Here is a 14174-nt window from a genome sequence, read left to right as displayed (position 1 = left end):
AAATATTTATGACAAGCCCAGTTTCAATTATAAATAAGTTTTTTATTATTCGCCAAATTCCTGCTTTTAGTTCTTTAAATTGGCTAGAACTTCATCAGATTGCTTCACGATGCACATTCCGGGAATATTCTAAGGGAGCAATTATTTATGAAAAGGGTGACTCGCCAGACGGTTTTTATTGTTTGGTTTCTGGGCGTGTGTGTGCATATAATTTAAGCGATAGTGGAGAAAAGAAAAATGTTGAATATATTTATCGAGGAACTTATTTTGGTATTATTTCTCTTTTAACCGGAGAGCCTCATTCTCTGACGTTTGAAACGTTAAATGATGCGCTTGTTTTACGCATCGAAAAAGATGATTTTCACGATATTTTAAGTAAGGTTCCACGTCTGGCTGTTGATTTTAGTTATACGTTGTCTCGTCGACTTAAAAAACAGCAGCATCATCAGAAGTCTATTTTCGAAAGCACAATTATTTCTACTTATAGCCCAAGGCAGGGAACGGGTGGTTCAATTTATGCCTTTAATTTAGCGCATCATTTAAAGAAAGAAACAGGGAAAAAAGTCATTTTTATTGACATGAACTGCGTTTTATCGTCAGGCTCATATGAGAAAAAAGCATCTAGGCTTTCACCATTGTGGAAAAACCAGCCGATTAATTTAAACGAAGTTATTGACCATTATGAAAATACCGAGTCTTCTATAATCAAGAGTGATCAATCTGCAGATCTATTAAGTGTTTGTTTTGACTCAAAGGATTCTGTTGTTTCGACAAAGATAAGTCAGTTTGTCAGCAGCCTTGCAAACGAATATCATTTTATTGTTTTGGATTTACCAAGTCAGTCTGATAACGATGTTCTAACAACGTTAAACCAGTCTGATGATATTCATTTGATTCTTGGTGATTCTAAAGCTGATTTAATTTCTGGAAAATTATTCTTACGAAAATTAGAGCATTCTGGTTTAGGTGAGTCAAAAAAACAAAAAATAAAGATATTTGTTCGACAAACAGACAACAAGAAGAGAGTGCCTTATGAAAAAATAAACCAAATTTTAGAACAAGATATTTATGCTTATCTTTCTGAGATTTTTGAAGATGATAACACAGAAACAATTTCTTTGGATATGTTTCAGGTTTTAATGCCTGATATGTCTACGAAATTCTCGCAGCAAATGAGAAAAATAGCTCGAGAAATTGGGGATGTTCGTGTTGGATTGGTATTAGGCGGCGGTGCGGCTTTAGGTATTTCTCATATTGGTGTTTTGCGGGTTATTGAAAAAGAAGGCATTCCCGTTGATATTGTTGTTGGAAGCAGCATTGGAGCGTTGATTGCTGGGCTTTGGGCGTTAGGTCGCGATGCCCAAGAAATTGAAAAGCTTGCTCGGGAATTTGAAAGCAGGATTCGTTGTTTACATTTGCTTGATATTATTTTTCCAAAATCTGGATTTATTGGTGGATATATGATTAAGCGGTGGCTTCGAAAAAAGATTGGAAAGCAAACTTTTTACAATACAAGGATTCCATTAAAAATTGTGGCATATGATTTAACAAAGAGGGAGGACCTAATTATTGATGGGGGTGATGTCGTTGATGCAATCCGCAAAAGTATTGCGATTCCTGGAGTGATTAGTCCAGTTATTGAGGGCGATCATGTTATTATCGATGGTGGTATTGTTAATCCACTTCCAACAAACGTTTTAGCATCGATGGGCATTCGAAAGATTATTGCTGTTAATATTTTAAAATCGCCGCAAGATGTCCTAAAAGATTATCAGATTTCTAAAGAAAAAGAAGAAAAAAAGAGACCGAGCTTTGCGTTGGCCCTGCCTTTTTATTTTTTACAAAGATGTATTGCAAAGGCCTGGACTAAGTTATTGACTCCGAATATTTGTGATATTATTGTTAGCAGTTTTCAGTCTGTTGATTATGTTTTGGCAGAACAAAGCGCACAGCAGGCAGATGTCTTGATTCATCCGGATTTAACGGGAATCGATTGGTTTGAGCTTTACAAGGTTGATGAATTGATCCGAAGTGGCGAGGTTGCAACTCAAAACAAAATCAATGATATTAAGCAAGTTGTTAGTCAGTAGAGAATTGGATGTTCTTATTTTGTTGATTTTTCGGGGAAGATAGAAGAGATGAAGGTTTTTACAAAACAAGCTTTAGACGAGATTAAAAAAGTTCATAGTCTTTCTCGGCAATATAATGATAAGAAAAAGAAAAGCCATGAGACAAAGCTTTTAAGTTTGATGCGAAAACATGTTGGCGAGATTGAAGATCTTTATCAAAGCCAAGACAAACATTTTTTAATTGAAACGGGAGATTTGGCGGTCTTGTGCCTTGAAATATTTTTGGAAAACAAGATTTCAGCTGACGAAGTTATAATGCAGTGTTTTGATCGTCATCAAAAGAAGCTTAAAAGTTTAATTGAAAAGAGGAAAAATGACAAAAGTTAAAACACAAATTATTTGTACGCTTGGCCCATCGAGCGAGAGTGCAGCTGTTTTGCGTAAAATGATTCTCGCGGGCATGGATGTCGCACGTCTTAATTTTTCTCATGGAACCCACAAAGATCATCTTGAGAAAATGAAATTGATTCGATCTCTTAATTCAAAATATCGAAGACATATAAAAATTTTGCAAGATTTAGAGGGTTTTAGAATTCGCATTGGAAGTCTTAAGAATTTCGCTTCTCGATGCGTGCCCTTAAAGAAAAATCAAATTGTTTATTTAACGAATGATGAATCGTATCATTCTAAGAGCGCGATTCCTTTTGATTATGACGGGTCTTTAAAAGACATTAAGCCAGAAAGTCATATGTATATTGAGGATGGGAATATTGTTTTACTCATAAAAAAATGTACAAAAAAAGTTTTGACCGCAAAAACAATTGTTCCTGGTATTATTAAAGAAAATAAAGGTATTAATATCCCTGATGTAAAATTAAAATTTAAAGGGATGACAGACAAAGATGTTTTTGATTTAGAATTTGGCTTAAAGCATGATGTTGATTTTGTTGCGCAATCTTTTATCCGTAACAAACAAGATATTTTAAATGTCCGAGACATTGTCAATCACCATAAAAAGAAATGCTTAATTATTGCAAAAATCGAAAATCGTCAAGGAGTCGATAACATTGACGAAATCATTGATGCGTCAGATGGCATTATGGTTGCCCGAGGAGATATGGGGGTTTGTTTTCCAATTTATGAAGTTCCAGTTCTGCAAAAAGTTATTATAAGAAAATGTCGCGCAAAAAGAAAATTTGTTATCACAGCAACTCAAATGCTTGAGAGCATGACTAGCCACATTAGGCCGACTCGCGCAGAGGCGACAGATGTGGCCAACGCGATTATTGATGGAACAAACTATACGATGCTTTCAGAGGAAACAGCCGCTGGGAAATATCCTGTTGAGGCAGTAACAACAATGAATGAAATTTGTAAGTTTACTGAGCAAGCGATTGCTAAGAAAGTGATTTAATTATGAATGTGGCTATTGTGGGAGCATCACATAAGGTAGATCGATATTCAAATAAGGCATTAAAACTTTTACGAGAAAAAGGTCACATTGTTTTTCCAATTCATCCTCGGCTTAAAGAAATTGATGGAGTTAAAGTTTTTTCATCCTTAAAGGATATTTCTGAGAAAATTGATACGATAACGTTTTATGTAGGACAAAATATCTCAAGCATGATGACACAGGATGTTATTGGTATTTGCCCGAGGCGTATTATTTTTAATCCTGGTGCTGAGAATCCAGATCTTCTAAAGAAAGCACAGGAGAATAATATTGATGCTATTAATGCCTGCACGCTCGTTTTATTGTCAACGCAGCAATTTTAGAGAATCTATCTAACAAAGGAGGCCATTATGGTCGATGTAGATCTTGGAAAACAGTTGTTAGTTAAAGTAAGTAATAGCGTCGGAACTTTGGCTGAGGTTAGCAGTCTTATTTCTTCCTCTGGAATTAATCTTTTGGCGGTTTGCGCGTATGCCGTAGATAAGAATGGATTGATGATGTTTGTTTGTGATAATCATAAGCGTGCAATTAAAATTTTAAAAGAGAAAAAATACGATGTTCGAGAAGAAGAGATCGTTTTTCTTACCGTTGATAACAAGCCAGGGGCACTTTTATCTGCAACACAGAGAATTTCTGAATGCAAGATCGACATAACGCTTCTTTATGGAAGTGTTGAACAAAAAAGCAAGAAAAGCAGGATTGTTCTTATTGCTGAAAATAATAATGCGGTTATTGCTGCGATTAAAACAATGTAAGATTTGGCAAAAGTAATTTAAACAAAAAAAAGGAGAATATTGATGACTGCTTTCGGGTGGGCTTTGTTAACAGCTTGTATTTGGGGCGTTGTTCCAATTTTAGAAAAGATCGGGCTTTCGGATACAAATCCCTTTGTTGGGCTTTTTTACCGTTCGCTTGGTGTTGTTTTTGGACTGCTTGTTTTTGGATTTTTTATAATTAATCCAGCTGAGATTCGTTCGGTTAATATGCGATCTGCTTTGTTTTTGATTCTAGGCGGATTTTTAGCAAGCTTTGTTGCCCAGCTTGTTTTTTATCATGGACTTAAAATTGGCGAAGTTTCTAAGATTGTTCCAATATCTGCAAGTTATCCTTTGGTTGCATTCTTGCTGGCAGTTCTTTTTTTGGGGGAGACATTTTCTTTTCTTAAAGCGCTTGGCGCTGTTTTAATCATTTGTGGCATTTGGGCATTGAAGTTAGGATAAAGTTTAAAAATAAAAAAGGTTATAAATTTACATTATGGCAGTTCAGTTTTTTGATTCAATTTCAATTAAGATTCCAAAAGATGATATTTATCGTAGGTTGGGTTATGTGCGAGAATCAACAGTCCTAAAAAAAGAGCATATTCAGAAAACAGATCTTTATATTGAAGAATCTTTTGAGCATATTCATTTAAAAGGGTGTGCCTTGCGCTTACCCGTTAAAAGTATCGATAACGGATGCATTGATCTTTCTAATGGCATTAGTTTTAAAAGTAAGGATCTTGTGACTTTCTTATCTGGCTCAAGCGAAGTTCTGATTATGGGTGCGACAGCTGGCGATGAGATTATGCATAAAATTAAATCTTTCTCTCAAAATAATGATCTCGCGCGCAGTGTTGTGTATGATGCTGCTGCGAGTGAAATCGTGGATGCGGCATTAACATGGATCATGAATTTTTTTAAGCGTGAACTTATTCGTTTTGGGCTTAGTCTTGACCATCGTCGATTCTCGGCTGGGTACGGGGATTTTGCGCTTGAAAATCAAAAAGCAGTTTTTGATATCTTAGAAATGAAGAAAATTGGTGTTAATTTAACTAAAGAACTTTTAATGTTACCTGAAAAATCTGTTACTGCTATTTCAGGGATAGGAGCACAAGTATAGATGAGCACGTTACAAAGAATTCTTGGAAAGAAGATTATTTTCTTAGATGGGGCAACTGGAACAGAACTTCAGAAAAAAGGCATGCCGCAAGGTGTTTGTCCGGAAAAATGGTGTTTGGATAATCCAGATATTATTTCTGGTGTTCATCGAGATTATATTAGGTCTGGAGCAAATTTAGTTTATAGTTGCACTTTTGGTGCCAATCAATATAAATTGGAAGAATATGGAATAAAAGATGTTCGATCAGTTAATCGCGATCTTGTTCGGATTGCAAAGCATGCCGTAGGGCCTCATGGTTTAGTCGCAGGAGATGTTGGTCCAACTGGAAAATTTATTGAACCATTCGGCCCGCTTTTATTCGAAGATGCTGTCAATGCCTTTAAAGAGCAGATTCGTGGTCTTTTGGAGGGTGGTGCGGATTTAATTGTGATTGAAACTATGATTGATATTCAAGAGGCGCGAGCCGCTTTGATCGCAGCGCGTGAACTTACCGATAAACCTGTTTTTGTGACCATGACATTCGAAAAAGATGGACGAACGCTTAATGGAACAGATCCAGTCACAGCTTTAATTACTTTGCAAAGCTTGGGTGCGGATGCTGTGGGATGCAATTGTTCAGCTGGGCCGAAAGAAATGATTCCATTTATTCGGTCGATGTACAAATATGCCAAAATACCTCTGATTGCAAAGCCAAATGCAGGTATGCCAAAATTAAAAGACGGAAAAACAGTTTTTGACATGAAGTCAGCTTTTTTTGCAGCTGAAGGTAAAAAACTTATTTTAGCTGGAGCAAGTATTGTTGGTGGATGTTGCGGAACAACGCCTGTGCACATTCAAGCACTTTATCAAAAGACAAAGACCAGTAAGGTGCGAAAACCACTCTTAAAATCTTTGAGCGCTGTTAGCTCAGCGCGAAAACATCTTTTTTTACAGAAACATTCCAGGGCCTTAGTCATTGGAGAATGCATTAATCCAACCGGAAGAAAATTATTTCAGAAAGAGCTATTTGACGGAAAGATGTCTTTGGTTCGGCAATTTGCTCGCGAACAAGAAGTGGCTGGGGCTGATCTTTTAGATGTTAATGTTGGTGCTCCGGGCGTTGTTGAGGAAAAAATAATTCAAAAAGCTCTCAATATCTTAAGTGTTAGCACGGGTAGTCCGCTGGTTGTTGATTCGTCTAAGGTCGAGGCTGTTGAAAAGGCTCTTCGCATTTATCCAGGGCGGGCGATGATAAACTCAATCTCTGGTGAAAAAGAGAAATTAGAAAAACTTTTGCCTATTGCTTCGAAGTATGGTGCGATGTTTATTTTGCTTCCCGTAGCTAAATCTGTGCCGAAAACTTTTAAGGAGCGAAAGATTATTATTCAGAATGTTTTTGAAAAGGCAAAGAAATACGGGTTTACAAAGCAAGATTTTGTTGTTGATGGCTTGGTTATGTCGGTTTCGTCTCTAGCGAATGCTGGCGTTGAAACAATCAAGACTGTTGATTGGTGTGCTAATACCTTTAAGGTTAATACGGTTGTTGGGCTTTCTAATGTTTCTTTTGGAATGCCTTGTCGTTCGATCATCAATTCAACATTTCTTTCAATGCTCGAAAAAAGGGGGCTGTCTACTGTCATTGCAAATCCAATGCGACTTAAGCGTCAATTCTCAAAATTAGCTGAAAAACTTCTTTTGGGTAAGGATAAAGATGCGGTTAGATTTATTTCTCATTATTCTAAGCAAAAAGTTTTGCCCAAAAAAACTGAAAAAGGTGCGACTTTAGAACAAAAAGTTTATCGAGCTATCTTAGAGGGCAATCGCGAGGAGATCAAAGGCCTGGTTTCTGATTTGTGTAAAACCGGTTTTGCAGAGCAAGATGTTGTGCATAACATTATGATTCCGGCCATTAATCAAGTTGGCGAGTTTTTTGATAAAAAGCAATATTTCTTGCCGCAATTGGTTGCTAGCGCAGAGGCGATGAAAGTTGCATTTGAATTCATAGAGCCAAAATTAAAGAAAAAGAAAATAAAGACAGAAAAAAAGAATGTCATAATCTTAGCAACTGTTAAAGGCGATATTCATGATATTGGAAAAAACATTGTTTCATTGCTTCTTAAGAATCACGGATTTGAAGTTATTGATTTAGGCAAAGATGTTTCCGCAGATCGAATTGTAAATGAAATCAAGAAACATAAAAGTCCAGTTGTCGGACTTTCGGCATTAATGACAACAACCATGGTGAATATGAAGGATGTTATTCAGAAGGCAGATCAGCAAAATATAAAATGCCGTTTCATGGTTGGGGGCGCTGTCATTACAAAAGCGTATGCTCAAAGCTTGGGAGCAGAATATTCTCAAGACGGAGTTGAGGCAGTGCGTGTTGCTAAGGAATTAAGTAAATCTTGATAGAGAACTTAATTTTTAAAAAAGAAAAATAACTATGCCAGCATTAACTGAACATAACATATTCTTATTTGTCGCCGAGCTGGGTATTATTATCTTTATTGCACGTTTCATGGGAGAAGTTGCAAAACGATTTGGTCAGCCAGCTATTGTAGGCGAGATGGTTGCAGGCATTCTTTTGGGGTCATCTGTTTTTGGAAGAATCTTTCCAGCATGGAGAGAGGCACTTTTTCCGTCAATTGGACCCGAGCCGTATTTGCTTCAGGGTATATCTTGGCTTTGTATTTTGTTTTTGTTGCTGATTACAGGTCTTGAAATTGATTTAAAAGCCTACATGCAGCAAGGGCATAAAAGTATTTTACCTTCGATTCTGGCTATTTCTGTGCCTTTTGTTGGGTTTTATAGTGCTTCGGCGCTTTTGCCAGATACATTCTTTTCAAGTGTCATGAATCCTAATATTGGTCGACTTTTAATGGCAACAGCTTTTTCTGTTGTTTCGATTCCAATTATCGCTAAGATTCTTTTGGATTTTAAAATTTTACGTTCTGATGTTGGACTAAATATCCTAACTTCTGGTGTTTTAAGCGATATTTGGGGATGGGCTATTTTGGGTATTATTGTTTCATTGATTGGAACAGGCAGCATCACTGTAATGGGTGTTTTAAAACCACTTGTAACAATTGTTCTTTATTTAGGATTGACGTTAACAGCTGGGCGTGCAATTGTCGATAAAATTCTAAATTGGATTCAGCCTCGTACAGATGATGCCGCAACAATTTTAGCATTTTTATTTTCGTTAACATTGATAAATGGTGCGGTTGCTCACATCCTTGGGCTTCATGTTGTGTTCGGTGCTTTTGTGGCAGGGATTATGGCAGGTGAGTCAGAAAAAATTGATCCTCATATGCGTCAAACAATTCAAGATATTATTCTTGGTGTTTTTGCTCCGATCTTTTTTGTTTTAGTTGGAATGGAGCTAAAGTTTACAGTTCAAACAAATTGGGGATTGATTCTTGCGTTTTTTCTTTTATCTTGCCTTTGGAAAATCTTGGGCGCGTTTGCTGGCGCTATTTTAAGTGGTATCGGAAAAAGAAATTCTATGGCTGTTGCTTGCGGGTTGATGACGCAAGGAACCATGGGAATCATTGTGGCTCTTATCGGTCGTGAAGTTGGCGCTTTTCCGGAAAAAACATTTTCTCTGATTGTTATGGTTTGTATTCTAACGTCGCTTTCTATTGGCCCGGTTTTAAAGTGGGCTATTCAGTCGGTTCGAAGACCTTTGGCAAACTTTTTTGATAAGGATCATGTTTTTTTGGATATTGATGGAAAAAATAAGCTTGAGGTTATTAATAATATGGTAAAGCTGATGCATGATCGACAGTTGATTGATTCCCCTAAGGAAATAAAGAAATCAATCTTTGAAAGAGAAGCTCTTCTGACGACGGCGATAGGCGAAGGTGTTGCGCTTCCCCATGCACGTATTAAGGATTTTCAAAATCCGATGCTGTGTTTTTTTAGGCTAAAAACTCCGGTTGACTTTAAAAGTCCGGATGATGTTGGCGTACAACTTTTATTTCTAGAGCTTACCAATAGTGATGACGATGGGGTCCAGCTCATGCTTTTAAGTCAAGTTTCTCGATTTTTGTCAAACACGAGAAATCGAAATCGGCTTTTAGAGTGCTCAAAGGCAGAAGAGGTTCATCATATTTTAAGCTTTGATGAATCGGCCTAAATTGCGTTTATTTCTTTAAAAGAATTTATATTTGCTAATCGTTTATGATACAATGGGGCTGTTCTTAATTTTCTAAAGGAAGTCCTGATGCGTTGCGCTAGGTCGCGCAACTTACAGGATTAATTCGTGTGGCTGACTTGACGTCGCAAAAAAAGCTCCGTAAATCAGACACTCATTTATCGGGGAGGAAAAATGGAAACTTATATTTCACTATCAGAGCAATGGACAGAAGATCAAAAAGAAATTTGGAAAGTCATTGAAGATCATTGGGATTGCCTTGTTAATGGCAAGGTTGATCAATTTAAAAGCTATATTCATCCCCGTTTTGTTGGATTCGGTCATGAAAGCCCGTATCCGGTTGATCAAGGGTGGCTTTTTCATTGGGTTGGATTCTGGTCTAAGAGCACAAAGTTTTTGATTCATGCGCTTAAGCCTCAGCATATTGTTATTCATGGGGATATCGCGATTGTGCAATATTGTTTGTTTACAATCACAAAGAATGATGTCAGTGCGGGCAATAGTTCTATTCGTCGGTATACAATGACGTGGAAAAAGGAAGATGGCAAGTGGCGCGTTATTGCAAGTCATAATAATCTTCAGGGTGAAAACTAAAATATAAAAGGGTAAAGATAAATGGAAAAGCTCATTGCTCCACAAGGTGAGAAGAGAGTCCTTTTGCATTGCTGTTGTGCGCCGTGCTCTGGGTCGATTATCGAATCAATGCTTTTTTCACAAATTAGGCCGACATTATTTTTTTATAATCCAAATATTCAACCAAAAACAGAATATTTGAATCGAAAAAAGGAAGTTGTTAATTATGCGTTAAAAATGAATATCGATTTTGTTGATGCAGATTATGATGCGTTTCGTTGGCTAAAATCTGTTGAAGATCTCAGCTTGGAACCTGAAGGCGGCAAACGTTGTGAAAAATGTTTTGATATTCGTCTTGATAAAACGGCCTTGCATGCAAGTGAAAATAATTTCAAGGTATTTGCAACCACTCTGGGTATTTCTAGGTGGAAAAATCTTGATCAGATTACAGAATCTGGAATGCGCATTGCGACAAATTATCCAGATATTTCTTATTGGGATTATAATTGGAGAAAAGATGGCGGATCACAGCGAATGTATGAATTGGCAAAACAAGAAAGTTTTTATAAGCAAGAATATTGTGGCTGTGCATTTTCTTTGCGTGATGTCAACAATCGTAGGTATCAAGAAAAGCAATCTTTGGTTGAAATTGGAAAAAATAGATATTAGAGGCTAGACATTTCATGAGAGCAACAACAAGTCCGTATGTTTTAAAGAGAGAATCCAGCATTCATAATTTTGGTATTTTCGCAAAAAAAGATATCCCTAAAGATACTAAAATTATTGAATATGTTGGCGAAAAGATCACAAAAGCCGAATCAAATCGGCGTGGAGAAGAATGTCTTAGTCATTCAAAAATAAATAAAGAACATGGATCTGTTTATATTTTTGAGCTTAACAAGCGTTATGATTTAGACGGCAATGTGCGATATAATACAGCAAAATATATTAATCATAGTTGTCATCCTAATTGTGAAGCTCATTTGATTCATGGCCATATTTGGATTGTCGCGGCTAAGAACATTAAAAAAGGAACCGAGCTTTCGTACAATTATGGTTATGGGTTTGAAGATTATCATGAACATGAGTGTAAATGCGGCGCGCATAATTGTGTTGGATATATTTTAGATAAAGATCATTGGCATAAATTAAAAAAGGTTCAGCTTTTAGAGGGGCATGAAAACATTGCAAAAACTAAGCCATCAGCAAATCGTAAAACGACAAGAAAAAAGGCTTAAACAGCCACGCATCCCAGCATGTGTCGTTTTAAATAATATTCGCTCTCTGTATAATGTTGGGTCTATTTTTAGAACAGCGGATGGAGCTGGATTTGAAAAAATTTGGCTTTGTGGTATTACGGGCACTCCCCCAAATGCAATGATTTCAAAAACCGCTCTTGGCGCAGAAGAAGTTGTTGATTGGGAACAAAGAAATAGCGCTAGTGAACTCATAGAGGATTTAAAAGCCCAAGGATATAAGATTTTTGTTTTAGAGCAAGCCGATACAAGTATTTCGTTTGAGAAGATTAAAGCTTATGGGCCTGTATGTTTGGTTTTAGGCAATGAAATAGAGGGTGTTTCTGAAGATGTTGCAAATTTGTGCGATCAGGCTGTTGAAATAGAAATGTCAGGCATTAAAAATTCGCTTAATGTTTCAGTGGCGTTTGGTATCATGGCGTACCAAATTAGAAATTGTTTAAAATCATAGGAGACAATATTGACTAATATATTTAAAAAATTATATTTATGGGTTATTCATTGGGCAAAAACACCTTATGCTGTTTTTGCCCTTTTTCTTTTAGCGGTTGCAGAATCTAGCTTTTTTATTGTTCCGCCTGATACCTTGTTGATTGCCATGGGGCTAGCAAAGCCAAAAAAATCTTATTTTTATGCACTTGTTTGTAGTGTTGGATCTGTTTTGGGTGGAATTATAGGATATGCGATTGGATATTTTTTGTGGGAAAGGGTGCAAGGATTTTTTATTCCTCATATTTTTAGTCAAAACATTTTTGATGCGGTAAAAGCAAAATATGCACTTCATTCTTTTTGGATTGTTTTTACGGCCGCGTTTACGCCAATTCCATACAAAGTTTTTACGATTACCGCAGGTGTTTGCTCCATTAGTCTTTTAGGTTTTTTTGTAGCTTCTGTTATTGGACGTTCGATGAGATTTTTTATTGTGGCAACAGTATTTTATTTTTTTGGAGACAGGGCAGAGGAGTTTATTGAAAAGTATTTTAATTGGTTAACAATTGGATTTTCGGTTCTTTTAATCTTGGGATTTTTATTAGCAAAGAAAATTCTCTAGATTAATTTAATTTCCCATATTTGAAAATACAGGCGCTGTGCGTGCTCCTCGACCGCCTTTTTTGAAAATATACGAAGTTGAGACATCAGCGGCCTCAATTCTTTTTGAAACAATTGGTCCTAGGGAGATATTGTCAAACCATCCACCGCCACGTGATCCACTTCCTGTTGATCCAGTCACTCCTCGCGCGTTGGTTGAATCAATGCCAGGCCAGTCTAAATTTGTCGCATTTCCTTCGTACCCTGTGACTGTATCGTCAGTTAGTTCTCCATCGCCATGCGTTCCCTTAAAATTACGTCCTGTTGCGTGTCCAACAGTTACAACTTGTTCGGATAGATTACCGGTGAGTTCCATATTGCCGTAATAACCTGCGCCAGCAGTTTCCCGTCCAGTATTAGATGTATTGCCAGCAAAAATACCAACTCGCATAGGTCCAGCGTTTCCCGAATCATAACTACCTGAAGTAACTTGATTTCCTGTCGTTGTTGAGTAGTTTGTTGCAATTCCTTCATTCGCTTGACCGGCATTGGAAAGTGTATAGCGTGTACCGGATTTATAATCGGTTGTTCCCCAGGCATATTCATCTTCAATAGCATCAAGAGGGCCTCGACACGCTTTTTCAAATTCAAGTTCTGTCCAAGGACGTAGAGCCGCCCAATCTAAAAAAGCTGCTAGATCATCCCAATATAAAAAAGTAAGAGCAATCCATTCTCCATCCGTTGTTTCGTCATAACTTCCATCATTGTCTAAGTCGCAGGCATACACTGCTGGTGTTGATGGAGAATCATCACCTGATGTTTCAATTTCAATTCGATTTCTATAAACATTGCCAAAAGAATCATCCATTGCTCGAGTGCCGGCTGCAGAATTTGGAGCATTTTCTGTTCTTGATACTTGCTGTTCGTAGGTTAATGTATTTAAAAAATCTCTATATTGACCGTTTGTTATTTCATATTTCATTAAATAAAAAGCATTGTATCCTTTTGGGAAAGTTTCTGGTAGGGTTTTAGAGGTTGAATCATTAAAATCATCAGCTGTATCCATGCCTGCGGCATTGTTATTTCCAAGGCTTCCGGTTCCTCCTCCGCCCAATGTCAACAAATCTTCACTGTCGATAAACTTTGGATCTCCACTTGTTGCGTCTTCAAAATTACCATTTAGAAAAGAGCTGTCACCATCGCCAACATAAAATCCACCACTTGGAATATAAACCATTTCAATTCCGAATAGTCTAAAGGTTGTTGTTGCGTCTTGGACATCGGAATCAAGGAGCCCATCTGTTCCGTAATCCCAAACAAATTCAACGGGATCAAGAACTAAGGCATTGCTTGTTCCGTTGGTAGCTCTTCGAATAAAAAATCCTAGACCATCATCAGGAACAACGATTTCAGCTCCTTGAGTCGGTACAAATCCTGTAGGGTTTGTACCAGTTGCAGCCATAGTCGCATGACACCACTCGGTATCATCGGGATCATAGTATTTCATAAAAATCCAAACTGCATCATGACTAACATCATTGCGCCAGGCATAATTCCAGGATATATCAGCTTTAAAAGTTAGTGTATCATTGTCAGTATCAATTGAGTATGGGCCAAATGAATCTATCTCGAGACCACCGGCTAAAGCAAAAGACGGGATTAAAAGAAAAAAAACAAACAGAGACAGCGTAAAAATAAAGTTCTTTTTATAATACATAAATAATAGCTCCTTTAATAAATATACTTATACTCTAAGTTTATCATGAAATTATTTGTTTTCA

General features: G+C 37.1%; 15 protein-coding genes. 14 read left to right on the top strand and 1 reads right to left on the bottom strand.

Annotated features, from left to right (window positions below; translation table 11 throughout):
• Positions 1-8 precede the first annotated feature (8 nt).
• From PHY73_05265 to PHY73_05200, 14 genes are all read left to right on the top strand, one after another.
• A complete protein-coding gene (locus PHY73_05265) occupies positions 9-2090 on the top strand; it encodes a patatin-like phospholipase family protein (protein MDD3375114.1) in 2082 nt (693 codons plus the stop codon).
• A 48-nt stretch (positions 2091-2138) separates the two neighbouring features.
• The gene (locus PHY73_05260; protein ID MDD3375113.1) at positions 2139-2456 is read left to right on the top strand and encodes a hypothetical protein; all 318 of its coding nucleotides are present in this window, start codon (positions 2139-2141) and stop codon (positions 2454-2456) included.
• Positions 2443-3483: a pyruvate kinase gene (gene pyk, locus PHY73_05255; protein ID MDD3375112.1), complete on the top strand. Its 1041-nt coding sequence runs from the start codon at positions 2443-2445 to the stop codon at positions 3481-3483. Before PHY73_05260 ends, pyk begins: the two co-directional genes overlap by 14 nt.
• A 2-nt stretch (positions 3484-3485) precedes the next feature.
• Positions 3486-3845, top strand: a complete 360-nt coding sequence (locus tag PHY73_05250; protein ID MDD3375111.1) for a CoA-binding protein — start codon at positions 3486-3488, stop codon at positions 3843-3845.
• Between the two features lie 27 nt (positions 3846-3872).
• Positions 3873-4277: a hypothetical protein gene (locus PHY73_05245; GenBank protein MDD3375110.1), complete on the top strand. Its 405-nt coding sequence runs from the start codon at positions 3873-3875 to the stop codon at positions 4275-4277.
• Between the two features lie 42 nt (positions 4278-4319).
• Complete coding sequence (locus PHY73_05240) at positions 4320-4742, top strand: GRP family sugar transporter (GenBank protein ID MDD3375109.1); 423 nt, start codon at positions 4320-4322, stop codon at positions 4740-4742.
• 34 nt (positions 4743-4776) lie between these two features.
• The gene (locus PHY73_05235; GenBank protein ID MDD3375108.1) at positions 4777-5400 is read left to right on the top strand and encodes a vitamin B12 dependent-methionine synthase activation domain-containing protein; all 624 of its coding nucleotides are present in this window, start codon (positions 4777-4779) and stop codon (positions 5398-5400) included.
• Complete coding sequence (locus tag PHY73_05230; protein ID MDD3375107.1) at positions 5401-7788, top strand: homocysteine S-methyltransferase family protein; 2388 nt, start codon at positions 5401-5403, stop codon at positions 7786-7788.
• A 34-nt stretch (positions 7789-7822) separates the two neighbouring features.
• Positions 7823-9517: a cation:proton antiporter gene (locus tag PHY73_05225; protein MDD3375106.1), complete on the top strand. Its 1695-nt coding sequence runs from the start codon at positions 7823-7825 to the stop codon at positions 9515-9517.
• A 192-nt stretch (positions 9518-9709) separates the two neighbouring features.
• Positions 9710-10129: a nuclear transport factor 2 family protein gene (locus PHY73_05220; protein MDD3375105.1), complete on the top strand. Its 420-nt coding sequence runs from the start codon at positions 9710-9712 to the stop codon at positions 10127-10129.
• A gap of 21 nt (positions 10130-10150) precedes the next feature.
• Positions 10151-10777, top strand: coding sequence for an epoxyqueuosine reductase QueH (locus PHY73_05215; GenBank protein MDD3375104.1), 627 nt, complete (start codon positions 10151-10153; stop codon positions 10775-10777).
• 14 nt (positions 10778-10791) lie between these two features.
• A complete protein-coding gene (locus tag PHY73_05210) occupies positions 10792-11346 on the top strand; it encodes an SET domain-containing protein-lysine N-methyltransferase (protein MDD3375103.1) in 555 nt (184 codons plus the stop codon).
• Entirely contained in the window at positions 11285-11815 is a 531-nt protein-coding gene (locus tag PHY73_05205; GenBank protein ID MDD3375102.1) for an RNA methyltransferase, read from the top strand. The genes PHY73_05210 and PHY73_05205 overlap by 62 nt, the downstream gene beginning before the upstream one ends.
• A gap of 9 nt (positions 11816-11824) precedes the next feature.
• Positions 11825-12415: a VTT domain-containing protein gene (locus tag PHY73_05200; protein MDD3375101.1), complete on the top strand. Its 591-nt coding sequence runs from the start codon at positions 11825-11827 to the stop codon at positions 12413-12415.
• Positions 12416-12421: 6 nt separating this feature from the next.
• Here PHY73_05200 and PHY73_05195 read toward each other — a convergent pair whose 3' ends face one another.
• Positions 12422-14110: an SUMF1/EgtB/PvdO family nonheme iron enzyme gene (locus tag PHY73_05195; protein MDD3375100.1), complete on the bottom strand. Its 1689-nt coding sequence runs from the start codon at positions 14108-14110 to the stop codon at positions 12422-12424.
• Positions 14111-14174: the final 64 nt, after the last annotated feature.

It is taken from the genome of Candidatus Omnitrophota bacterium, from assembly GCA_028693815.1.
GTDB lineage: Bacteria > Omnitrophota > Gorgyraeia > Zapsychrales > Aceulaceae > Aceula.
This window is presented reverse-complemented; position numbering and strand designations above follow the sequence as displayed.

Bases quoted from the DNA above. Each gene is read 5' to 3' on its own strand.
- PHY73_05265 (MDD3375114.1), top strand. From the start codon at position 9: ATGACAAGCCCAGTTTCAATTATAAATAAGTTTTTTATTATTCGCCAA.
- PHY73_05260 (MDD3375113.1), top strand. From the start codon at position 2,139: ATGAAGGTTTTTACAAAACAAGCTTTAGACGAGATTAAAAAAGTTCAT.
- pyk (MDD3375112.1), top strand. From the start codon at position 2,443: ATGACAAAAGTTAAAACACAAATTATTTGTACGCTTGGCCCATCGAGC.
- PHY73_05250 (MDD3375111.1), top strand. From the start codon at position 3,486: ATGAATGTGGCTATTGTGGGAGCATCACATAAGGTAGATCGATATTCA.
- PHY73_05245 (MDD3375110.1), top strand. From the start codon at position 3,873: ATGGTCGATGTAGATCTTGGAAAACAGTTGTTAGTTAAAGTAAGTAAT.
- PHY73_05240 (MDD3375109.1), top strand. From the start codon at position 4,320: ATGACTGCTTTCGGGTGGGCTTTGTTAACAGCTTGTATTTGGGGCGTT.
- PHY73_05235 (MDD3375108.1), top strand. From the start codon at position 4,777: ATGGCAGTTCAGTTTTTTGATTCAATTTCAATTAAGATTCCAAAAGAT.
- PHY73_05230 (MDD3375107.1), top strand. From the start codon at position 5,401: ATGAGCACGTTACAAAGAATTCTTGGAAAGAAGATTATTTTCTTAGAT.
- PHY73_05225 (MDD3375106.1), top strand. From the start codon at position 7,823: ATGCCAGCATTAACTGAACATAACATATTCTTATTTGTCGCCGAGCTG.
- PHY73_05220 (MDD3375105.1), top strand. From the start codon at position 9,710: ATGGAAACTTATATTTCACTATCAGAGCAATGGACAGAAGATCAAAAA.
- PHY73_05215 (MDD3375104.1), top strand. From the start codon at position 10,151: ATGGAAAAGCTCATTGCTCCACAAGGTGAGAAGAGAGTCCTTTTGCAT.
- PHY73_05210 (MDD3375103.1), top strand. From the start codon at position 10,792: ATGAGAGCAACAACAAGTCCGTATGTTTTAAAGAGAGAATCCAGCATT.
- PHY73_05205 (MDD3375102.1), top strand. From the start codon at position 11,285: ATGAAAACATTGCAAAAACTAAGCCATCAGCAAATCGTAAAACGACAA.
- PHY73_05195 (MDD3375100.1), bottom strand. From the start codon at position 14,110: ATGTATTATAAAAAGAACTTTATTTTTACGCTGTCTCTGTTTGTTTTT.